Origin of the sequence: Prevotella dentasini JCM 15908, assembly GCF_000614065.1 — a bacterium.
Classification (GTDB): Bacteria; Bacteroidota; Bacteroidia; order Bacteroidales; family Bacteroidaceae; genus Prevotella; species Prevotella dentasini.
Window position 1 is genome coordinate 122,948 of sequence record NZ_BAKG01000002.1, and the last position, 21,235, is coordinate 144,182.

Annotated in this window: 15 protein-coding genes, 3 pseudogenes and 1 riboswitch; of the genes and pseudogenes, 10 read left to right on the top strand and 8 right to left on the bottom strand. The window is 51.3% G+C overall.

Annotated features, from left to right (window positions below):
- Window positions 1-47 precede the first annotated feature (47 nt).
- The gene (locus JCM15908_RS01530; RefSeq protein WP_025001994.1) at window positions 48-1,259 is read left to right on the top strand and encodes a bifunctional 3,4-dihydroxy-2-butanone-4-phosphate synthase/GTP cyclohydrolase II; all 1,212 of its coding nucleotides are present in this window, start codon (window positions 48-50) and stop codon (window positions 1,257-1,259) included.
- 233 nt (window positions 1,260-1,492) lie between these two features.
- On the opposite strand, the gene fdxA is transcribed toward JCM15908_RS01530, so the two are convergent.
- On the bottom strand, window positions 1,493-1,660 hold the full coding sequence (fdxA, locus tag JCM15908_RS14270) for a 4Fe-4S ferredoxin (protein WP_084607800.1): 168 nt from the start codon (window positions 1,658-1,660) through the stop codon (window positions 1,493-1,495).
- A 246-nt stretch (window positions 1,661-1,906) separates the two neighbouring features.
- Here fdxA and porT point away from each other — a divergent pair, with 246 nt between their 5' ends.
- Window positions 1,907-2,656 (top strand): type IX secretion/gliding motility protein PorT/SprT, encoded by a 750-nt coding sequence (gene porT / locus JCM15908_RS01535; protein ID WP_444543839.1) that lies wholly within the window; start codon window positions 1,907-1,909, stop codon window positions 2,654-2,656.
- A 563-nt stretch (window positions 2,657-3,219) separates the two neighbouring features.
- Window positions 3,220-3,933 carry an MIP/aquaporin family protein gene (locus tag JCM15908_RS01545; protein ID WP_025001996.1) on the top strand — a complete coding sequence of 238 codons (714 nt, stop codon included), beginning with the start codon at window positions 3,220-3,222 and terminating at the stop codon, window positions 3,931-3,933.
- Window positions 3,934-4,110: 177 nt separating this feature from the next.
- On the opposite strand, the gene JCM15908_RS01550 is transcribed toward JCM15908_RS01545, so the two are convergent.
- From JCM15908_RS01550 to hpt, 6 genes and pseudogenes are all read right to left on the bottom strand, one after another.
- Entirely contained in the window at window positions 4,111-5,622 is a 1,512-nt protein-coding gene (locus JCM15908_RS01550; protein ID WP_148295488.1) for a phospholipid carrier-dependent glycosyltransferase, read from the bottom strand.
- Window positions 5,612-6,571: a glycosyltransferase family 2 protein gene (locus JCM15908_RS01555; protein WP_025001998.1), complete on the bottom strand. Its 960-nt coding sequence runs from the start codon at window positions 6,569-6,571 to the stop codon at window positions 5,612-5,614. Before JCM15908_RS01555 ends, JCM15908_RS01550 begins: the two co-directional genes overlap by 11 nt.
- Window positions 6,572-6,936: 365 nt before the next feature.
- Window positions 6,937-7,746, bottom strand: coding sequence for a peptidoglycan editing factor PgeF (pgeF, locus tag JCM15908_RS01560; protein WP_025001999.1), 810 nt, complete (start codon window positions 7,744-7,746; stop codon window positions 6,937-6,939).
- Window positions 7,739-8,908 carry a GTPase ObgE gene (gene obgE / locus JCM15908_RS01565; protein ID WP_025002000.1) on the bottom strand — a complete coding sequence of 390 codons (1,170 nt, stop codon included), beginning with the start codon at window positions 8,906-8,908 and terminating at the stop codon, window positions 7,739-7,741. Before obgE ends, pgeF begins: the two co-directional genes overlap by 8 nt.
- A 117-nt stretch (window positions 8,909-9,025) precedes the next feature.
- The gene (locus JCM15908_RS01570) at window positions 9,026-9,598 is read right to left on the bottom strand and encodes an adenylate kinase (RefSeq protein WP_025002001.1); all 573 of its coding nucleotides are present in this window, start codon (window positions 9,596-9,598) and stop codon (window positions 9,026-9,028) included.
- Window positions 9,598-10,136, bottom strand: a pseudogene (hpt, locus tag JCM15908_RS11605) (hypoxanthine phosphoribosyltransferase). The gene JCM15908_RS01570 and the pseudogene hpt overlap by 1 nt, the downstream one beginning before the upstream one ends.
- A gap of 92 nt (window positions 10,137-10,228) precedes the next feature.
- Between hpt and JCM15908_RS11610 the strand changes: the two are divergent.
- The 4 genes and pseudogenes from JCM15908_RS11610 (at window position 10,229) to JCM15908_RS01605 (ending at window position 16,147) form a co-directional block, all read left to right on the top strand.
- Window positions 10,229-11,742, top strand: a pseudogene (locus JCM15908_RS11610) (NAD(P)H-hydrate dehydratase).
- A gap of 589 nt (window positions 11,743-12,331) precedes the next feature.
- The gene (locus JCM15908_RS01590; RefSeq protein WP_159101292.1) at window positions 12,332-12,673 is read left to right on the top strand and encodes a hypothetical protein; all 342 of its coding nucleotides are present in this window, start codon (window positions 12,332-12,334) and stop codon (window positions 12,671-12,673) included.
- Window positions 12,674-12,683: 10 nt separating this feature from the next.
- Window positions 12,684-15,409: pseudogene (locus tag JCM15908_RS11615) on the top strand (3'-5' exonuclease).
- Window positions 15,410-15,592: 183 nt separating this feature from the next.
- Window positions 15,593-16,147, top strand: coding sequence for a hypothetical protein (locus JCM15908_RS01605; RefSeq protein ID WP_234396349.1), 555 nt, complete (start codon window positions 15,593-15,595; stop codon window positions 16,145-16,147).
- A gap of 205 nt (window positions 16,148-16,352) precedes the next feature.
- Here the strand turns inward: JCM15908_RS01605 and JCM15908_RS01610 are convergent, their stop codons facing one another.
- Complete coding sequence (locus JCM15908_RS01610) at window positions 16,353-16,799, bottom strand: NanQ anomerase/TabA/YiaL family protein (protein ID WP_025002005.1); 447 nt, start codon at window positions 16,797-16,799, stop codon at window positions 16,353-16,355.
- 297 nt (window positions 16,800-17,096) lie between these two features.
- Window positions 17,097-17,195, top strand: a riboswitch (TPP riboswitch).
- Window positions 17,196-17,230: 35 nt separating this feature from the next.
- On the opposite strand from JCM15908_RS01610, the gene JCM15908_RS01615 reads away from it, so the two are divergent.
- From JCM15908_RS01615 to JCM15908_RS01625, 3 genes are all read left to right on the top strand, one after another.
- On the top strand, window positions 17,231-19,594 hold the full coding sequence (locus tag JCM15908_RS01615; protein ID WP_036892528.1) for a TonB-dependent receptor: 2,364 nt from the start codon (window positions 17,231-17,233) through the stop codon (window positions 19,592-19,594).
- A 189-nt stretch (window positions 19,595-19,783) separates the two neighbouring features.
- Window positions 19,784-20,380, top strand: a complete 597-nt coding sequence (gene pnuC, locus JCM15908_RS01620) for a nicotinamide riboside transporter PnuC (RefSeq protein ID WP_025002007.1) — start codon at window positions 19,784-19,786, stop codon at window positions 20,378-20,380.
- A gap of 82 nt (window positions 20,381-20,462) precedes the next feature.
- Complete coding sequence (locus JCM15908_RS01625) at window positions 20,463-21,218, top strand: thiamine diphosphokinase (RefSeq protein ID WP_025002008.1); 756 nt, start codon at window positions 20,463-20,465, stop codon at window positions 21,216-21,218.
- The last annotated feature ends 17 nt before the right edge of the window (window positions 21,219-21,235 follow it).

The window sequence follows — 21,235 nt, forward strand, 5'->3', positions numbered from 1 at the left end:
ACGCTGAAATGATAAGATAGACACCTATTTCTATAAAAAGTAACGATATGGAAAATTACAAACTGAGCAGTGTCGAAGACGCTGTAAAAGATTTCAAAGAAGGAAAGTTCGTTATCGTTGTGGATGACGAAGACCGCGAGAATGAGGGCGACCTCATTATGGCAGCCGAGAAGATTACACCCGAGAAGGTGAACTTCCTGTTAAAGAACGCGCGTGGCGTACTCTGTGTGCCCATAACCATATCAAGGGCTGAAGAATTGGACCTGCCTCATCAGGTTTCCGACAATACATCCATGCTCGGAACCCCGTTTACCGTAACCGTAGACAAGCTCGAGGGTTGTTCGACCGGTGTTTCGGCTCACGACCGTGCCGAAACCATCAAGGCTCTGGCCGACCCGAAGTCTACTCCGCAGACCTTTGGCCGGCCCGGTCATATCAATCCGCTCTATGCTCAGGACAATGGCGTACTTCGCCGTTCGGGGCACACCGAGGCCGCCGTCGACCTCTGCCGCCTTGCCGGATGCTACCCTGCCGGGGTGCTGATGGAGGTGATGAACGAAGACGGTACGATGGCGCGCATGCCGGACTTACAGATTAAGGCCAAGGAATGGGGATTGAAGATTATCAGCATCAAGGACATCATTGCCTACCGGCTGGCAACCGAGTCGAGCATTGAGGTAGGCGAGGAAGTCGACCTGCCTACCGAATATGGTCATTTCCACATGATACCGTTCCGCCAGAGCAGTACGGGACAGGAGCACTTCGCTCTGGTCAAGGGAGAATGGGAGAAAGACGAGCCGATTCTGGTGCGCGTCCACTCCTCCTGTTCCACGGGCGACATTCTTGGCAGCCAGCGTTGCGACTGCGGCGAGCAGCTACATAAGTCGATGCAGCTGATAGAGAAAGAGGGCAAGGGCGTTGTCATCTACATGCAGCAGGAAGGCCGTGGCATCGGGCTGATGAACAAGATGGCCGCCTACAAGCTCCAACAGGAGCAGGGACTTGATACCGTAGATGCGAACATTCACCTCGGCTTCAGGCCCGACGAGCGCGAATATGGCAGTGGAGCGCAGATGCTGCGCCATCTTGGTGTTCACAAGATGCGCCTGATGACCAACAACCCTGCCAAACGCGTCGGACTGGAAGCCTACGGACTCGAAATAACGGAGAACGTGCCCATTGAGGTTACTCCGACCAAGTACGACTACCGCTACTTGAAGACCAAGAAGGAGCGCATGGGACATGACCTGCACCTCTGACCGGAGCTTGACGAGGCGTTGCCGCATAGCGGAACATTAGCAGCACGTGGCATTTTGAGATTCTCAAAATGCCACGTTTCTTTTGCATTGCTCCGTCGGTTATCCGCAACAAGGCATATCCGGGATAGTCGGAATGTCCGTCTCCCGGGTGTCCCCATTCCTTAGGGATACGAAAAAGGGCGAACCTCTGAAAGAAGTCCGCCCAGTTTTAATCAGTAACAGGGTGTCTGCCGTTATGGGAGGCTGATTGCCTCGTTAGGACAAACAGAAGCGCATGTGCCACACTCTGTGCAGGCATCAGCGTCAATTGAGTAGATATCGCCCTCAGAGATAGCTCCTACCGGGCATTCGTCGATACATGTACCACAAGCGATACAATCATTGCTAATAACGTAAGCCATAATGTTTTTGATATTTATAGTGTTAAAGATATTCGTGTACGTTTTGAAGTAGGATACCTACATTTGTACCTTGCAAAGGTATAAATAATATCCGGAATACCTAATAATAATGACGAGAATTTGCGATATTTAGACAATGTAAAAACAAGCTACATATTATTAGGTATTCCGGAAGCCGGGCGTCTCCTGCGGCAACGATGATGGCGCGGTTATGCAATAAGATTTGGGGAACAGCGTTATAACTATATGATAAAGCGAATTACACTCTTCATTATATTCTTGGCAGCCCTTGCATCGGTCAGGGCGCAGGACAGAACCGTGCAGAACCGTCCCTATACCGACTTGCGGACCTTCCATTTCGGTGTGCTGGTGGGTACTCACCTTCAGGACCTTGAGTTTGTCAACCGTGGGCCGCAAATCATAGACATCGAAGACGGGAACGGGCCGACTGAGAAAATTGTATCAATGGATCAGGACCGTTGGGACGGAGGCTTCACGGTAGGAGTGCTCGGAGAACTCCGAATCAACCAGACGCTCCAGCTGCGCGTGGCCCCGGGCATGTATTTCGGCACGCGCCATCTCACGTTTCATAATCTCTCGGAACTGAATTCCAACGGGGAGCCGACCGAGGAGACGCAGGAACTGAAGACGGCCTACATTTCCTGTGCCTTCGACCTCATTGCCGCCGCACCGCGGTTCAACAATCACCGCCCGTACATCATGCTGGGCATCAATCCGATGATTAATCTTTCGGGTAAGGACGACGACTATATCAAGTTGAAGCGGTCGGATGCCTACTTGGAGGTGGGGGTCGGATGCGACTTCTATCTGCCTTACTTCAAGTTGCGCCCCGAACTGAAATTTATGTACGGACTTTCCAATTGTCTGGACTCAAAGCACGTTTCCAACCTGCGCGACAAGCGCATGCTGATGTACTCCAACTCGGTCAGCGAGGCCCATTCCAAGATGATTGCACTGACGTTCTACTTCGAGTAGCCTGTCCGCACTGCATCGGGAGATTGCCCTTCTGCCGTACGGGAAACGGCGTCGGCATAGCCCGGCTTTTCCATGTAGCCACGGCTGCATGGCGAAAGTGCCCGTTTCGTGTGGTCAATGTGCCCGTTTCGCATGACGAAACGGGCACTTTCGTTTTATGACTCTTTTGGGCTTGCTGACGGCTTCTTGCAGATGAGGCTGCCGAAAGGGGGGAAGGTGTTTTCACCGGTATGTTTTCCCGTATGGAGGATGGGGGAGAAAGGGAGTGGAAGCAAGGTTTCAGTCAGTATTTTCTTGCAAGGATACAATAATAATTTACTCCTTTCGTTATTTTAATAGTTTAAGAATTGAAGTCGTGCCGGCTTTGTGAACGAGTTGCAAGGCTAAAGCCGTATAGTTTCCGTGTTATGGGGACAGGCGAACGGGCTGTCCTATGACGGCCGGCGAGGCGGACAGGAGCAGCTTCTGTGCCCACGGTCGGAGATGGAAATCGGATGTTTTTCAGACGGCAGGGCTATTTTAATGTCAAGAAACGAAATAACTTAAAGATAAAAGCATTGTTTATGAAAAAGTATTTAGCAGAGATGATTGGCACGATGGTGCTGGTTTTGATGGGTTGTGGCGCAGCCGTTGCCCTTAGTTGTAATCCTGTCGGCGATCAGGCGACGGTTGTCGGTACGGCAATGGCGTTTGGTCTTTCGGTTGTAGCGATGGCCTACACCATCGGAGGCATCTCCGGCTGCCACATAAATCCTGCTATCACGCTGGGAGTATTTCTTAGCGGTCGTATCAGCTCGAAGGATTGTGCCATGTATATGCTCTTTCAGGTGATTGGCGGACTTATCGGTGCTGCCTTGTTGGCCCTGCTTGTCGTTGCTTCCGGGACGGAGTTTGCCGTTGCCGGTGCTGGGCTGGGTGCCAACGGATTGCAGGAGGGCATCAGTGCTACGGGCGGCCTGATTGCTGAAATCGTCTTCACGGCTGTCTTCGTGCTCGTTGTTCTGGGTGCTACATCCAAGACTAACGGTGCTACCAACAACTTTGCCGGTCTGGCCATCGGTCTGTCGCTCATCCTCGTTCACCTCGCCTGCATCCGCTTTACGGGTACTTCCGTCAATCCGGCACGCAGCATCGGCCCGGCTGTCTTCGCTCAGTTCATCGGTGGTCCGGTTGCAGCACTCAGCAATCTTTGGATTTTCATAGTAGGTCCGTTGGTAGGCGGTGCGGTTGCCAGTGTCGTTTGGCGCGTGATAGAGCCGGACGGAAATGCGGAATAAATGATAATCGCAACATACGGATACAGGCGGCAGATTGCCGCCTGTTCTGTTTTTATGGTCTGCCTGTTCTGTGCCTGAACGCCATTATCGCAGTAGCCGCGCTTTCAGGCAGGCTTCATTGGTTTCTGTTGTACTTTGGAAGGTGTCAGATGCCGTCTTGAATTATTCTCCTGCGCCTTATCTGCGGGAGGGGAAAAGCTCGCGTTTGAGCAGTACATCCATATTGCTGACATGGAAGCTGTCGGGCGGCAGTTTCAGCTGTCGGCGACTGTAAAGACAGAAGTCGCTCGTTTTGTTTTTCTTGTAATATCTTCTGTAGCCTGCCTTCTTGGCTACAGCGGCAAACTCCTTGTCCTCAATGGCGATGAGGGCGAAGTCGGCTTTGCGCTTTCTCACAGCTTCGTACTGGTCTTCTATCATCGCGTCGGTGGCACCATATTGTCGGGCAAAGTATTTGCATCCGGGCAGCGCATCGCTGCAAATGCCGTTGACGGGAGGGACAGCCGGCCCGTACACGATGCGCGGACATGGGACTTCGTTTATCAGATATTCGTAGAAGTAGAACTGGCGGCGGAGGCTGTTGTCCTGCGTAAAGAAGTCGCCGACGTCCGGGTGGCGGTAGTTGTGCAGGTAAAGGGTGGACGATATGCTGGCGACCATGCTGAGGAAGACGAGCGCAAAGTCCGTCCACAGCGGACGGTGGCGGTGCAGGCAGCCGTCTGCAAGCACTATCAGCGTGAAGATAGAGAAGGGGACGACGCACATCAGATAGTTCAGCCACGCATTGGGAAGCGTCATCAGGTAGATGATGGCAAAGGCAACAAGCGGAAAGAACCGCTCGCTGCGATGCCGGTAGGCTATGAGGAAGAGTCCCGGAAGCGTAGTCAGGAGCACGAAGATGTTGGCTGGCGACTTCAGAAGGGTCAGGGCGTTCTCCACGGGATTGCCGTTTCGGGTAGTGATAAGCGTCTTCACGAAGTATTCATCTATGAAGATGCCCAGTGTGCCCTGACTGACAAAATAGGCAAGGAAGGGCAGCAGCAACAGCGATGCGCCCAGCACGAAACTTCCGAAGGGCAGCCAGAGCGGCTTCCGCCGGCGGAGGAGGGCGTAGCAGACAGACAGGGCGAAGACGCCAATCATGGCTGCTCCCGTAAACTTGATGAGCAAGGTGGCTGCCAGTCCCAGTCCAGTCAGGAATCCCGCAACGTTTGCCGAGCCCTTGAAGTAGAACATCCGGCATGTGGTGTAGAGCGAGAGCATGATAAAGCAGAGGGTCAGGTCTTCGGTATGTATGTCATTCCGCATCATCTTGTTGAGGAAAAGAACGAGCATACAGGCCGCGACGAGGAAGGATTTCCGGGAATCGCGCAGGTAGAGGCCGGCCAGTTTGTAGGCGAAGAAGCAGGCAAAGGTATAGGAGAGGCACGTCAGCCAGAAGACGCCTAAGAAAGTGTGGGGACTGAAAAGATAGGAACCGCCGAAGAGCAGCCAAAGGAGCGGCCCTTTGGAGTCGGCGAAGTCCACGTAAGGAATCATTCCGTTCATCCATGCCTTACCGCACATAAAGTACCATGTAGAGTCGTACAGGTTGGAGATGTCGTGGGTATAGGATTGCAGGGAGACGAACAGAAGTGTCAGTACGGAGACTGCGGATAGTCCGAGAAAGGCTTTTAGATTAGTTTTCATTAGTATCTGTTGTTTTCTCTATGTTGTATCTGGGTCTGTCTTTCACCTCGATGTAAATCTTGCCGACATACTCTCCTACGATGCCGAGACCTATCAGAATACATCCACCGACGAACCAGACGGAGAGGATAAGCGATGCCCAGCCCGGTACGTTGGTGCCTTCGAGGAGCGAGTGGACAACGTAAACAAGAATACAAAGGGCGATGAAAAGGAAGAGAAAGCCCATTCCCAGTACCATGCGGACGGGCTTGACGCTGAAGGAGGTGATGCCGTTGACTGCAAACTCCAGCATCTTGCGGAGGGGGTATTTGCTTTCGCCTGCAAATCGGGCGTTGCGGTCGTAGTAGACCATTGCCGTGCGGTAGCCCAGCAGTGGAACGATGCCGCGTAGAAAGAGGTTTCGTTCGCGGTACTGGCAGAGTTCGGTCACTGCCCGAAGGCTCATCAGGCGGTAGTCGGCATGGTTGTAGACCGACTTCACGCCCAGCCACTGCATCAGAGTGTAGAAGAACAACGCCGTATTGCGCTTGAAGGCGGTGTCGGTGGCCCTGCTTTTCCGAACGCCATAAACGATGTCGCATCCTTCCGAGAACCTGTCGACCATCTCGGGAATGGCATTGATGTCGTCCTGTAGGTCGGCATCGACGGATACGATAGCGTCGAAGCGTGTGTTTTTCGCCACATTCAGTCCTGCCATCAGCGCGTTCTGATGTCCTGAATTTCCTGCGAGCCGCACGCCCATGACCATTGCTACCGACTTGCTGTACTGCTCTATGAGGCTCCATGTGGCGTCTGCCGAACCGTCGTCGACAAGAATCATGCGGCTTTTAGGCGCAATCCGCCCGTCGGCCTCCATGGTTTCTAAAAGTATGGTCAGCCGTCTGACGGTTTCGGGCAGTACTTCTTCCTCGTTGTAACAGGGGATGACAATTGCTAATCTTGGTTTCATGCTATATTTTTAAGCGTTGTTTGGATTCTCGCCAAAGTTAGGACAGACGCTCTGTCTGCCGACCTCTACCATCGTGTTCCGGTCAGACAAGTATCTATCCATGTTTTTGCGGCAACATTTTGTTGTAACTTTGTGAGTGGTTTTCAAATTGCTTTATAGTTTTAAAGATTATTCTCTACAAAAATAATTCTTTTGGAGAATAATACCAAATATATGAGAACTTTTTTGAATCAGGCTAAGTTGTGCGGACGGAAAAAGCCATGCCACAAGGGGAAAAGGCTGAAAAATAAAGAACAACTACGCAGTGGGGGTTATCGGTCTGATGAATAAGGATATGCCTGAAAGAGACGTTTGCAGGGCCATTTCTATCTTTTCTCCCTTGGAGAGGAGTCGGAGGTGGGTATGGCTATCCCTGTGTAGATAGTTCCGAAGCCATCTTTGAGGATACGGGCGGAGAAGAAATCATCCGAATGGTCGTAGGTGCAGATGCCGGATTGATGGATATGATAGGCAGGGACGCCTATTTCCTCTAATTGTAGTTGGTTGCAGAGAGGCAGGTCTATATGCCATTTATCGTGCATTCGTGCGATGTCCTCCATTGAGAAGCCTGCATCGGAGAAGGTATCATAGACTTCCTGCCCTACTTCAAAGTTCTTTTCGGAAATGGCAGGGCCGATGACGACTTTCAGGTCTTTTGGCTCCGTATCGTAAAGTTCGGTCATTCGTCTTACGGTGTGTTGTGCAATGCGCTTCACCGTACCTCGCCAACCGGCATGGGCAGCTCCGACAGCGTGGTGGACAGAGTCGTAAAATAGAATGGGAACGCAGTCAGCCGTATGTACTCCGATGCAGACGTTACGGCAATTGGTAACGACAGCATCCTTGCCTTCCGCCTGTTCGGCTTGTATGGTGGTGGGCTGGAGGAAAAAATCTTCCGATATGGGTAGACAACAGGTTTCGTGTATCTGATGCAGACGGACAATGCGGTCTGCATCAACGCCAATCTCCGCAGCAACGGCTTGCAGGTTCTCGGCTACCGCAGCGACATCGTCGCCATGGTGGGAATTGATGTTCAGCGTGGCAAGTTTCCCCTTGCTCACACCACCATGCCGGGTTGTGCTGAAGGCTACGACACCATCAGGCAGCGGGTAATAGTGCAGGATAGGCTTAGTCATCCGTATATTCAAAGTCGTCAAGGTCCTCCACCTCGTCGAGTTCGTCAAGGCCAACCTCTTCTACATCGTCAATGTCGGCCCCTTCGGCATGCAGCTCCTCTACGAAACGGCTCATGTCCTTGTTGCGGTGTACCAATGTGTCTTCGGAAGTAATCTCCTGCAACTTGTTGCTTTCGGCGTTGAGTTCACGCCAAAGCACGTCTTTCAGTTCGTCAATTCCTTGTCCTGTAACCGCAGAGATAAAGACGACAGGAAGGTCGGTGGGCAGTTCGTCGTGCAGCATCTCTATCAGCTCCTCGTCAAGGAGGTCGCTTTTCGTAACGGCAAGTATGCGGTGCTTGTCGAGCATTTCGGGATTGAATTGCCGAAGCTCGTTGAGCAGCACTTCATAATCGTGTTTGATGTTGTCGGTGTCGCCCGGTACCATGAACAGCAGGAGAGAGTTGCGCTCTATGTGTCTCAGGAATCGTAGTCCGAGTCCCTTGCCTTCGCTTGCTCCTTCAATGATGCCGGGAATGTCTGCCATGACGAAGCTCTGGTGGTCGTGGTAGCTTACGATTCCGAGCGAGGGTTCCATGGTCGTGAAGGGGTAATTGGCAATCTTCGGCTTTGCGCTGGAGAGTGCTGAAAGAAGCGTAGACTTGCCTGCATTGGGAAATCCCACGAGTCCGACATCGGCCAAAAGCTTCAGTTCAAGTATTACGGTCATTTCCTGCATAGGCTCACCCGGCTGTGCGTAGCGCGGAGCTTGATTGGTGGAGGTGCGGAACTGGAAGTTTCCCAGTCCGCCCCGGCCGCCTTTCAGCAGCATCACGGTCTGTCCGTCGTAGGCTACATCACAGATATACTTGCCTGTTTCAGCATCGTATACGACCGTTCCGCAGGGCACGTCAATGTAGACGTCCTTGCCGTCCGTACCATGGCACTTGTCGCGGCTACCGTTTCCACCATGCTCGGCATAGACGTGGCGTTGGTATTTCAGGTGGAGCAGCGTCCAATAGTTGTGGTTTCCGCGCAGATACACGCTTCCGCCCCGGCCACCGTCGCCACCGTCAGGGCCGCCGTTGGGGTTGTACTTCACGTGGCGAAGGTGCATTGAACCTCTGCCGCCTTTCCCTGAGCGACAGTATATCTTCACATAGTCTACGAAATTGGACTCCATATATGGTTATGAAAAGCCTCCCTAAGCTGCTTCAAAGAAGGGGGAGTCGAGTACTTTGCCGCTATGGGCGTAATCAGACATCCCTGCCTTTGGAGGGGGCTTGGGGAGGCTTTTATTTTACAGATTATCTATTACCGATTCTATTCTTCCGAAAATCTCATCAATGGTGCCGAGACCTTCTACGTGGTGGTGTATGCCTTCCTGCTCGTACCAGTCTATCAGCGGAGAGGTCTGCGTGTGGTAAACGTTCAGACGCTTCTTGATGGTCTCCTCGTTATCGTCGGAACGGCCGCTCTGCTGACCACGGAGAATCAGACGCTTCATCAGTTCGTCTTCCGGAACAAACAGCTCTATCATCGCTGCCACGTTGTGTCCGCGCTCTGCCAACATCTCCTTGAGAGCTTCGGCTTGGGGGATGGTACGTGGGAAACCGTCGAAAATGACACCCTTGTGCTCCTTGCCGAAGCTGTCGTAGACACTGGCAAGGATGCTGACCATCAGTTCATCGGGGATGAGCTGACCATTGTCGATATATCCCTTGGCGGTCTTGCCGAGTTCTGTACCGTTCTTGATTTCGTTACGGAGCACGTCTCCAGTAGAGATATGTCCGAAACCATACTTCTCAATCATCTTGTCGCTCTGCGTGCCTTTCCCAGCACCCGGAGCACCGAAAATAACTATATTCTTCATTATTCCTTTACTAAAGTGTAAATGTCTCTCAAGTTTCTGCCCTGTTGGTCGTAGTCGAGTCCGTAGCCGACGATAAAGTCGTTCGGAATCTCCATGGCCGTGTATTCAATGTTCAGCGGCACGGTCAGTTTGCCCGGTTTTAGCAACAATGTGCAGACGTGCAGTCCTGCTGGCTCGCGTGTGCCGAGTGTTTCAAGCATGCGCTTCATTGTCGCACCCGTGTCCACAATATCTTCTACAATGATTACTTCCCTTCCCCGGATGTCTTCGTTCAGGCCAATGACTTCCTTTATCTTGCCTGTCGATGTCGTGCCTTGATAGGACGCCAGCTTTACGAATGAAATCTCACAGGGATGGTGATGTTCTTCATTAGGTCGGCAGCATACATGAATGAGCCGTTCAGCACGGCAAGGAAAAGTGGATTTTTGCCTTCAAAATCCTTGTTGATGCGTTCTGCCACGCATTTAACTCTTTCCTGAATCTCGGCTTCGGTGATGGAAGTCTCGAACGTTTTGTCCTTAATTGTAACTCGGCTCATTGTTCAAAAATCTATTATTTTGCGCAAAATTACGAAAAATCTGCCGAACAACCCCATACGATTAGCAATTATTTTGTAAATTTGCGTCTGTTATGAAGATATTTACGAGTGCTCAGATACATGAGCTTGACCGATATACAATAGAACATGAACCTGTCAAGTCGATTGACTTGATGGAGCGGGCTGCCAATGCCCTTACCCGCGCCATTGCCGAAGAGTGGGGCAGCAATACCCCAGTGGTGGTCTTTGCCGGTCCGGGTAATAACGGTGGCGACGCACTTGCCGTGGCGAGGCTGCTGTTGCAGGAAGGCTATGAGGTAAAGGTCTATCTGTTTAATATCTCCAACCATCTGTCCGAAGATTGCATAACGAACCGTCAGCGCCTGATAGACAAACATCTGAAAGATTTTGTAGAAGTAACGTCAAAGTTCGACCCGCCCGAGCTGACTGCTGACATGCTCGTGGTAGATGGTCTTTTCGGGTCGGGTCTCAACAAGCCTTTGGCAGGCGGTTTTGCGTCGTTGGTAAAGTATATCAACCAAAGCCCTGCTCAGGTCGTCAGTATTGACATGCCCTCGGGTCTGATGGCTGAGGACAATTCGTACAATGTCCGCGCAAATATCATTCATGCAGACCTGACGCTGACGCTCCATCAGAAGAAACTCTCTTTCCTTTTCGGTGATATTCAGCAGTTTATCGGACGCCTAAAGGTGATTGACATCCGTCTCAGTCAGGAGTTTATCCAGAATACTGATGCACAGTATTCGGTGCTTGAAGAGATGGATGTTCGCTCCCGTCTGCTCGGTCGTGGCGATTTTGCCATAAGGGCAGCATGGGGAAGGCTCTCATTGTGGCCGGCAGTTACGGTATGGCAGGGGCGGCAGTATTGGCTACCCGTGCCTGTCTGCGGTCGGGAGCTGGGAAGGTTACGGTTCATACTCCGAAGAAGAACTACGAGATTATGCAAATCAGTGTGCCGGAGGCGGTACTGCAGATGGATTATGAGGAGACTTATTTTTCAGAGGCAGTTGATACCGATGGGTTTGACGCATTGGGTATTGGGCCGGGTTTGGGAGGTTTGGAAAATACTGCCATAGCCCTGATTTCGCAAATTCGCCGTGCTCAGTGTCCCGTAGTAGCTGATGCCGATGCCCTCAATCTTCTTGCCAACCATCGTGCATGGATGCAGCAGCTGCCTCGCGATATAATAATGACACCGCATGCTGCCGAACTGGAGCGTTTGGTCGGGATTCCTGCCGGTGGAGATTTCGAGCGGCTGCATCAGGCACAGGAGTTGGCGCAAAACCTTCAGGCATACATTCTGCTGAAGGGACACAATAGTGCGCTCTGTTTTCCCAACGGGCATGTTGTCTTCAATTCGACTGGTAACAGTGGTATGGCAACGGCCGGAAGCGGCGATGTCCTGACAGGTATCATTACAGCCCTGCTTGCCCGTGGCTATAACCAGTCCAATGCCTGTATCGTAGGCATGTATCTGCATGGGCTTGCCGGCGACTTGGCTGTCAGGGAGCTTGGCAAGGAGAGCCTGATGGCAAGCGACATTATTCAGTATCTGCCGCATGCTTTTCAGCGTTTGAACGATTAAGGCTGATATGATACAGGCTATCCCCGCTTGGGATTTTCCAAACGGGGATGACTTTATGATAGAGTGGAAGGTTTTCCAACACGATGGTCGTTTTGATTATAATCGTTTTAGATACTATAATCTGTCTTCCACTCTGTCTTGTGTCTTTTTGCAACAATCCCTTTTTTATTTTCCATTTGCGAAGGAATCATATCGTAGATGCGGCTTATCAGCAAATGCTTGTTACTATCGTCTTCTACTAGAAGATGACGATGGAATGAATCCATCAGGTCTTGGTGAAATTCTTGACTAAATCTTTCCTGTTTTTCTACATTTTCTTTATTTTATCAATTGCCTCTTGCCCAAAGCTGGTTGGCGATGAGAAACTCCTCAAAGTCAAGCTGATTAGATAATTCTTATAGTGGCATAGGTAAAAGGAATTGGAACTATATGTATAATCGTATATTTGTGTAATAAGTCCGATACAAAGTTATAATTCTATTTTCCGGCCAAATGGTAGGTTGTTTCCTTTCTTTTTCTTACTTTTGCAATAAGAGAAGACTATTCCGTCATGAAGCTACGATGCAGACATTTTCTAATATACGAGGCAATGATGGCACTTGTCGCTATATTCGGCTCCTCTGTCTTTTGGTCTCAGGAAAGCGATTGGGAAATCATGTTCTTTTTTCTGCCAGTGTTTCTTGTTGGTGGAATGATAGCGTGGAAGATATATAAGGGAGACCAGTGGTGGAAATTGTTGGGATATTCATACGTAGCCACAACTTCTGTCCTTGTCTGTTTGTTTTTCTTATTAGATTATTTGGATGATGGAGTAACTATTCTTGATATGGAAGCAATACTTGTAGTGTTGTTGCTATGGTCTGTTTTTACAATATTGCCTATGTGTATCGCTTCTTTCGGGATAAAGGTAATTCTTGACAGAAAAAAATAGAATACAATCTATGGAAACAAATACAAAAATGCCAATATTAGACAACTATCAGCTGCCCGTGGTTGAGGCCAGCTACGGATACCACCTTGTACTGGCTCCGCCGGGCTGTGGCAAGACGCACATTCTTGCTGAGCGGATAAGGTACGCACACCAACAGGGCGTGCGGTACGAGGATATGCTGTGTCTGACGTTCACCAACCGTGCAGCAAGGGAGATGCTCAACCGCATCCATGCAACGATTGCCGATACGGAGGTGGAGAATCTGCAAGTGGGCAATGTGCACCATTTCTGTTCCAAGTTCCTGTTCGAGGAAAACAAGGTGGAAGCTGATACATCAATCATCGACGACGAGGAGGCTGTCAGCATCATTGCTGACTACAGGAACGAGAGCGAAGACGGAGTAATGACCGATTTCAACCGATTCAAAGGCTATCAGGAGATTATCTTCTTTTCGCATTTTATGTATCAGATGGAAAGGGCACATCCGTGGGAATACTTCCTCCATCCTGAATGTTTTACGGACGACGACCGCGATGCGGTGAAGCGCATCTGCCAGTCGCAGCGTATGGAATACAACGAGGAGTCGGTAGTACAGATTTACCGAAATGCACAGCAGCATTTGGATGAGGCGGATGTACCGGGAATGGACAGGAAACTTGCAGACAAGCTGCGCCATCTTCTTTGGAAAATGTATTACGCCTCTTGCTACGAACGGTATAAGACCGAGCACCATATACTTGACTTCGAGGACTTGCTGCTTCGCACTTACGACATCTATAGTGAGGACGAGACCTGCAAGCGGTATGCGTGGATTCAGGTGGACGAGGTGCAGGACTTGAACGCCATGCAGCTCGCTATCATCGACCTGCTTACGGCTCCGCAAGCCCCGATGGTGATGTATTTGGGGGACGAACAGCAGGCAATATTCTCTTTCATGGGAGCCAAAGTCGAGACCCTGACACTGCTGAAGCTGCGCTGTAAGGGTAACATCCACCATCTGATGAAGAACCATCGTTCACCGAAATACCTGCTCGACGTGTTCAACGACTATGCCGAGAAGCAGCTGAAGATAGACCGCGAGCTGCTGCCCGTTACCGACAACGCCCGACAGGCACATTCCGGAGACTTGCTGATTATGCCCAGTAATACCATGGAAGAAGAGATGGAGCTTGTTGCTGACATGGCTCTGCAATGCCATGAGGCTGATAAACGTGAAACAACAGCCGTCATCGTCAGTTCAAATGCCGATGCCGATAAGTTGAGCAGGGTAATGAACAGAAAGCAGCTCAGCCATTTCAAGGTGTCGGGGCGCGACCTTTTCGATACCCCTGCCATGAAACTGCTGACGGCTCACCTGAATGTGTTGGGCAATGAGTACAACAGCCTCTCGTGGACACGGATATTGAGAAGTACGAAAGTTTTTGAATCGAACGCACTTGCCCGTCGTTTTGTCCACAAGCTGAAACAGCTTGCCATCTCTCCGACAGACTTGCTGCTTTACGAAGGCAACACTTACGTTTCCGATTTCCTGCAAACATATAATCAGGACGAAATCGTAGTTTTCGACACGGAGACGACAGGTCTGAACGTATTCGAGGATGACATCATAGAGATTGCGGCAGTGAAGATACGCAACGGGGAGGTTGTCGGCGAACCGCTCGACCTTTACATCGAAACCCGACGTCCACTCCTACAGCAGTTGGGCGACAAGGAAAATCCGCTCTACGCCCTTTATCACTCCAAACTTGAGCGTGGCGAACTTCTTTCTCCCAAGCGGCCTTGCAGCGTTTCTTGGATTACGCAGGCGATACCGTACTTTTGGGACATAACGCGAACTACGACTATAATATCCTCGACCATAATCTCCGCCGCTATCTCGGTGTTTCGATGCACAGCCGTCCGAACCGCTGCTTCGATTCCCTGAAGCTGATGCGTCTCATGGAGACCAACCTCTCTTCCTACAGGTTGGAATCTCTGCTTGAGAATTTCAGCCTCGTGGGCGAGAACTCCCATCAGGCCGTTGACGACGTAGGGGCCACGGTGAGCCTTGTCCGTCTTTGTGCCGGGAAAGCCGTGCAGAAAGTTCAGGCACAGCAGGCATTTCTCCATCATCCGAAGGTGTTGCCCTTTGTCGGTAAGTTCCGTTCGGCTTATCGGGAATTATTCCTCTCAGACTATCAAAACCTTTATACATTGGCTGAAGCAGGTGGAAAGGCGTTGACGGCAACCCTCTGCCATGCTTATGAATACTTTAGGGATATGCAGGTCGTCGGAGATATAGAGCGGCTGGACTATGTTCTGCGCTATTTGGATATGGACATGCTGACAGACGACAGCGTTCCGAACGCATTGATTGAACAGCTGTCGCACTATATGATGGACATCAACACGCTAAAGGAAAGCGACTTCTGCAACAGCCGCAGCATCCGTGAACGTGTCTACGTTACCACCGTCCACAAGGCGAAAGGTTTGGAATTTGACAATGTCATTGTCTTTGATGCCGCCAATGGTCGTTATCCCAACGCCTACAACAAGGACAAGCGGCAAGACGAGGAGGATGCCCGTAAGTTCTACGTCGCCATGTCGCGTGCCAAGCGCAGACTTTTCATAGCCTATTCCTTGACGGGCAAAGACCGCTATGGCGGTATTCACAACCGTGAACTGACACCGTTGATGGATGCGATAGAAAAAAGATTCACCAGCCTCTCGCCAAAGAGAGACACACCCTTACCGTGAGTATGGACAAAGGTGCGGCTTTAGGTTTTCATTAATTTCCTGTCATTCTGTCAACCTCTGTAATGTGTTGATTATCAAAGACGGAAATGTTAAAATCGCTGACAGGCTGACAGCTGCTTCCTGTCAAGACGCCCCGGCAGTCAGCATTGCTGACGGTGCAATGGCAACATGAATATATGGACGATGAAGAAGATTCTTTCACTATTTTTTTGCCTGTTTCTTCTCGGATGCAAGATGAGTGAGACAGGCTGCCCAAGGCCGGCAGAAGGTCGGAGAACTTATGCCTTAGATGCTGATTTGTCGGACAGGTTGCCCGACCAAAAGGAGATTCTAAAACGGTTCAAGGATGATATTGTCGTGTTGGAATGTGCAGATTTTGATTTCAACACCGCTCCGATAGCCATTGGTAATCGTCGATACACCTTGTGGAAGGGATGGGTTTACTCCAACGGAATTCTTTCGCACACCATAACAAGCGAGGGACTGACGGAAGGCGTATTGATACAAGATTTTCCCGACAATGAATTTCTGGGAGAAACAGGTGGCTACTATAAGGAGGATATGCCTTACGTAAAGATGAATCTCTACCGCACCAACGATTCTGTATGGTTTATGAATCGCAAATATCCGATAGCGAGGGAAAACGAAGACAGTGTCTTTTCGCAATTGCTGCCAGACAAGGGCGGCAAGCTAAAGTCCTGCTGGGTGTTTGTGGGGAAACTTCCTGCAAGGCGGTAAGATTGTTTAGCTGAAAACAGGAAAGTGGCGATGCGATAAAACGAAAGTGCCGTTTTCGCAGTGCGAAAACGGCACTTTGACCATGCGAAACGGGCACTTTTGTCAGGCGGTTGGGGATGTTGGGCGTTGTAGCTGTGTATATGTCTGGCTATGAGGTTCTTGCGGCATCATTCCTGCATGGGGAAATCGGTGAAGGGGAAGCCTGTTATATAAGGATTTTCCCGACGAGCTTACGCTGCCGGCCTGTTCCGATGAGTGGTGCATGGGCGTCCTCGGGGAAGCAGACGACGAACTGCCCGGGGCAGACGGTGAGGTAGGCGGATGCCGGGCGGCAGTAGAAGCCGCAGTCGTGCAACGGGTCGAAGGCGGTGTCGGGGCTGCCGAGCGAGGACAGGGGCGACCATCCGAACTCTTCTTCCCTGTCGAGGGGAATCTGTACGTCAATGTATCGGCGGTGTACTTCCAGTCGTTGCCGTGCCTTGGGCATGAGGTCCGCCTCGTCGAGATTGATGAAGAGGCGGTCTCCGTCTATCGTGATGCGCCCGGGAGGAAGGGCGGAGAAGTCGTGCTGGGCAACATAGTCGAATAGTTCTTTCATCCGTGGGTGCAGGCCGTGGTAGCGGCTGCTCTCCCTGAGGTCTCCTATAATCATGGTTGTATGTATGAAGTTCAGGGGGCAAATATACGGAAAAAACGTGGCTTACGGGACTGTTTGGCAGGAAATTTCTTCCCTTTTCTCAAGATGATGCTGTGTTGTTGAGGTTGCCTCCGGGACTTGGTCCGGGGACGGGACTGAAAATCTTCCTTGAGAGACAGGGTTGGTAAAATATGGTCGGGGAGGGGCTTGTTGGTCCGGAATATTCCGTAAATGATGGGGAGAAGTTTAATTTACGTATGATTTATTTGTAATATCAAGCCGAATATCGTACTTTTGCATTGGCTTTCAGAATGGAAGCTAAGGGGGTGCTGGCCTGTTTGGGCTTGCTGAGATTATACCCATAGACCTGATACGGGTAATGCCGTCGTAGGGAAAAGTCCCCTTTATCACATTATCTTATACTTGTAGAGTAATATGAAGAAGATATTCCTGTTCTCGCCGCACTTGTTTGTGCTGCCGGAGCAAAGGCACAGGTAGACACCCTCGCCAATCAGCAGCTGGAGGAAGTTGTTGTGGCAGGCGTGCGCGTGCAGAAGACTGCGCCGTACGCTGTGGCTAACATAAAGAAAAACGAACTTGAGACTTTCTCGAAAGGCGGACGCGAACTGCCGTTCCTTTTCTCGCAGACACCGGGTGTGCTGGCGTGGGGCGAGAACGGACTCGGAACGGGCACGGTGGCCATGCGCATCCGCGGTGCTGCCGGAAGCCGTATCAACGTTACTCTCGATGGTGTGGCACTCAATTCGCCCGAAGACCAGACGGTGTTCTGGGCAAACATGAACTCCTACGCCTCGTTGCTCGGCAGTGTGCAGATACAGCGCGGTATCGGTACGTCGACCAACGGTGACGGTGCCTTCGGCGGATCGGTGTCGTTGGCGACGGGTGCGCCCGATACCAAGCCAAGCGTGGAGCTGACCGGCTCCTATGGTTCGTACAGTACATATAATGTAGGTGCCAAGTTCTCTACGGGTCTGCTCTTCGGCCATCTTGTCTTCGACGGAGCCTATCACGAGACAACGACCGACGGATATATCCACGGCACGGGCGGACGCTCGGGTTCTTACTATGGCGGACTGACGTGGCTGGACGACCGTTTCCGCATCAGTTACAAGAACATCGGCAACTTCGAGAAGACGGGGCAGGCGTGGAACGGTGTCGTAACGGGCAATGACGACCTCACGCTGATGGACGGCACATACGGCGCAAAGACGGGTATCAGCACTTATAAAGACTTGTACGAACGCGGACTGGGCAAGTATAATCCACTCTACGAGTATCTTCTGACTGATGAGAAGGGTTTCGTCAAGGATGCCGACGGCAACTACACGACCGCACGCTACACGATGCGTGACGGGTCGTATTGGAATAAGACCACCGACAACTTCTATCAGAACCACAACATCCTCTCATTTGCCTTTCAGCCCTCGGCGCACTGGAGCCACAACATAGCCCTGCACTATACCTACGGCTTCGGTTACTATAGCGAGCTGAAGCAGAACGCTAAGTTTGCCAAGTTCGGTCTGACCTTCTACGACAAGGACGGCAACTTCATAAAGAAGTCCGATTTTGTGCGCAAGAAGGGACTTTCGCAGCACACCTACGGCATCGTCTATAACCTTAATTACAAGGACGAACACTGGAATGTACTCGGTGGTCTCAACCTTCAGCAGTTCCGGGGTGGTCATTTTGGCTACCTCACCTATATAAAGAACGAGGAGGCAGAGGCAAAGTTCCGTCCCGGTGGTGCCGACTACAAATATTACGATTCTGATGCCCGCAAGTTTGACTACAGCGGTTACATAAAGGCCAACTACCGCTTTGCTGCTTACTGGAACATCTTTGCCGACCTGCAATACCGCCACGTAGAGTATAAGACCGACGGACTTAACGACAAGTTCTATAAGGAGGGCGACGGTTACCGCAATCAGCTGCTCGACATCAGCGAGCGTTACGATTTTGTCAACCCGAAAGCCGGTATCAGCTATTACCGTGGGGGACACAAGGCCTACGCCTCCATCGCCTACGCCAACCGCGAACCCGAGCGCAACAACTTTACCGACAACGGCAGCTATCCCGCACCGACGCCGGAGCGCATGATGGACGTCGAACTGGGCTATCAATACAATGGTAGAAACTGGCATGCAGGCGTGAATCTCTACTATATGTACTACAATAACCAGTTTGTACAGACGGGTGCGCAGAGCGACATCGGCGAGAATCTGACCACGAACATTGAGAGCAGCTATCGCATGGGAGCCGAACTGGAGGCCGGGTGGAGTCCTCTCTCGTGGCTGACGCTCGAAGGCAATGCTGCCCTGAGCCGCAATATCATTAAGGATTTCGACGAGATGGCCAGTGAAAACTGGGACGACAGCTACCGCCAAATACACTATTCCCACTCTTCGCTTGCCTTTTCTCCCTCTGCCATTCTTAATGGTTTTCTCAACCTCCACTACAAGGGCATAGAGGCGGTATGGCACACTAATTTTGTCAGCCGGCAGTATCTCGACAACACCGAGAACGCAACGCGCTCGCTGCCCTGCTACTCTCAGAGTAACGCCAGCGTCAGCTACACGCTCCATCCGGGCAAACGGTTCGTCGGTCTGAAAGAAGCCGTCTTCGGAATCAGCCTGAACAATGTATTCAACCGCCGTTATGCAGCCAGCGGGTGGGTCTACAGCACCATCCTTGACAGCGACGGCCATCCCAACGACAACCGCTATACGCAGATTGGTTTCATCCCTATGGCAGGGTTTAACATGATGGGCAACATCACGCTGAAGTTCTAAAGGTTCTCCCCGTCCTCCTCCGAAAGGGGAGGGGGACGGGTTTCCTCTATGGCCTACACCTGTCAGTCGTGCCGTCTTTCTCCTTTAGGGAGAATATGGAGAGAGCTTTTAAGATAAACAGATATAACCCTTTACATACATCCCACCCGTATTCCCCTTCCCCTGAAGGGAGGGTGAGGATGACGCTTTATGGACTATCAAGTACTTGACATCGTCGGTTCCGTTGTCGGACTCGTTTACATTTATCAGGAGTACAAGGCGAGCATTTGGCTTTGGCTGACTGGTATCATCATGCCGCTCATCTATATGTTCGTCTATTACGAGGCTGGGCTGTATGCCGATTTCGGCATGCAGATATACTATGCCCTCGCTGCCGTCTACGGATTCCTTTACTGGAAGTTCGGGAAGAAGAGAGACGCGCAGTCCGAGGAAATCCCCATCACTCATTATCCCCGCCGGTTCGTTCTGCCCTCTCTGCTTGTCTTCCTTGCTCTATGGGGCTTGCTCTATTTTGTGCTCGTCCGTTTTACGAACTCAACCGTCCCTGTTCTTGACAGCTTTGGCAATTCCCTGAGTTTCATCGGGCTGTGGGCACTGGCGCGGAAATACATAGAACAATGGTGGATATGGATAGTTGTAGACATCGAGCTTTCCGTCCTGTATGCTTATAAGGGGATTCCCTTTACCGCAGGACTTTATGCCCTGTATGTGAGCATAGCCGTGGCAGGATATATTAAGTGGAAGAAAAGCCTGCTGCCAAGCCCTTTTGGGAAGGCGAGTGCCTGACGGAGACGCATGGGAACCGATATATGCAAAGGGCAGGAACAGGCAACTGCAATAGCCATTGACGAATCAAGACAGAACAGGAATGATACCCCATAACACCGAAAAAGAAACTATTCATACACAGAAGACTGGCAGCGGGCAGCCTGTCGGGGCTTCCCTCCTCTCGGAAGAGAAGTGGGAGGCTGTCATACTCGCTGCCGGCGACTTTCCGAATCATCCCTTATCCCTCCGCATCCTGCGCGAGACGAAGAACCTTTTCGTCTGCGACGGAGCATTAGCGGGGCTTCTCGAACTCGGCATAGAGCCTGCTGCCGTCGTGGGCGACGGTGATTCGCTCTCTCCCGAACTGAAACGACGCTACGAACCCATCTATCACCAAATCTCGGAACAGGAATACAACGACCTCACCAAGGCCACCCTCTTTGCCCGTTCCCACCTTTCGATGAACGCCCCGGGGCATGGAGTGCCCCGTTTCTGCTACCTTGGGGCAACGGGCAAGCGTGAAGACCATACCCTCGGCAACATTTCGCTGATGCTCTACTATTATCGTCAACTGGGCATTATGCCCACGATGATTACCGACTACGGATGGTTTGTCCCGGCTTCGGGCGATACCCGTTTCAAGACTGTGCCGGGGCAGCAGGTCAGCATCTTCAATGCCTCCTGCCGTCAGCTGTCAAGCGAGGGGCTGAAATGGGAGGCCTATCCTTTCGGCGAGTTCTGGCAGGGTACGCTCAACGAGGCTGTCGGCAATGAGTTTGCTATTCATGGAGACGGCGATTACATGGTATACCGCGTGTTTGCTTCGCCCAACGACTTTCCCAATACGGCAGGGTAACTGCCCCGTCGGATACA

Excerpts from the sequence above, each read along its gene's own strand:
- JCM15908_RS01555 (WP_025001998.1), bottom strand. The coding sequence starts at position 6,571 with ATGAAACCAAGATTAGCAATTGTCATCCCCTGTTACAACGAGGAAGAA.
- pnuC (WP_025002007.1), top strand. The coding sequence starts at position 19,784 with ATGGACTATCAAGTACTTGACATCGTCGGTTCCGTTGTCGGACTCGTT.
- JCM15908_RS01550 (WP_148295488.1), bottom strand. The coding sequence starts at position 5,622 with ATGAAAACTAATCTAAAAGCCTTTCTCGGACTATCCGCAGTCTCCGTA.
- fdxA (WP_084607800.1), bottom strand. The coding sequence starts at position 1,660 with ATGGCTTACGTTATTAGCAATGATTGTATCGCTTGTGGTACATGTATC.
- porT (WP_444543839.1), top strand. The coding sequence starts at position 1,907 with ATGATAAAGCGAATTACACTCTTCATTATATTCTTGGCAGCCCTTGCA.
- obgE (WP_025002000.1), bottom strand. The coding sequence starts at position 8,908 with ATGGAGTCCAATTTCGTAGACTATGTGAAGATATACTGTCGCTCAGGG.
- pgeF (WP_025001999.1), bottom strand. The coding sequence starts at position 7,746 with ATGACTAAGCCTATCCTGCACTATTACCCGCTGCCTGATGGTGTCGTA.
- JCM15908_RS01545 (WP_025001996.1), top strand. The coding sequence starts at position 3,220 with ATGAAAAAGTATTTAGCAGAGATGATTGGCACGATGGTGCTGGTTTTG.
- JCM15908_RS01570 (WP_025002001.1), bottom strand. The coding sequence starts at position 9,598 with ATGAAGAATATAGTTATTTTCGGTGCTCCGGGTGCTGGGAAAGGCACG.
- JCM15908_RS01610 (WP_025002005.1), bottom strand. The coding sequence starts at position 16,799 with ATGATTATAGGAGACCTCAGGGAGAGCAGCCGCTACCACGGCCTGCAC.
- JCM15908_RS01530 (WP_025001994.1), top strand. The coding sequence starts at position 48 with ATGGAAAATTACAAACTGAGCAGTGTCGAAGACGCTGTAAAAGATTTC.
- JCM15908_RS01590 (WP_159101292.1), top strand. The coding sequence starts at position 12,332 with ATGATGGCACTTGTCGCTATATTCGGCTCCTCTGTCTTTTGGTCTCAG.
- JCM15908_RS01625 (WP_025002008.1), top strand. The coding sequence starts at position 20,463 with ATGATACCCCATAACACCGAAAAAGAAACTATTCATACACAGAAGACT.
- JCM15908_RS01605 (WP_234396349.1), top strand. The coding sequence starts at position 15,593 with ATGAAGAAGATTCTTTCACTATTTTTTTGCCTGTTTCTTCTCGGATGC.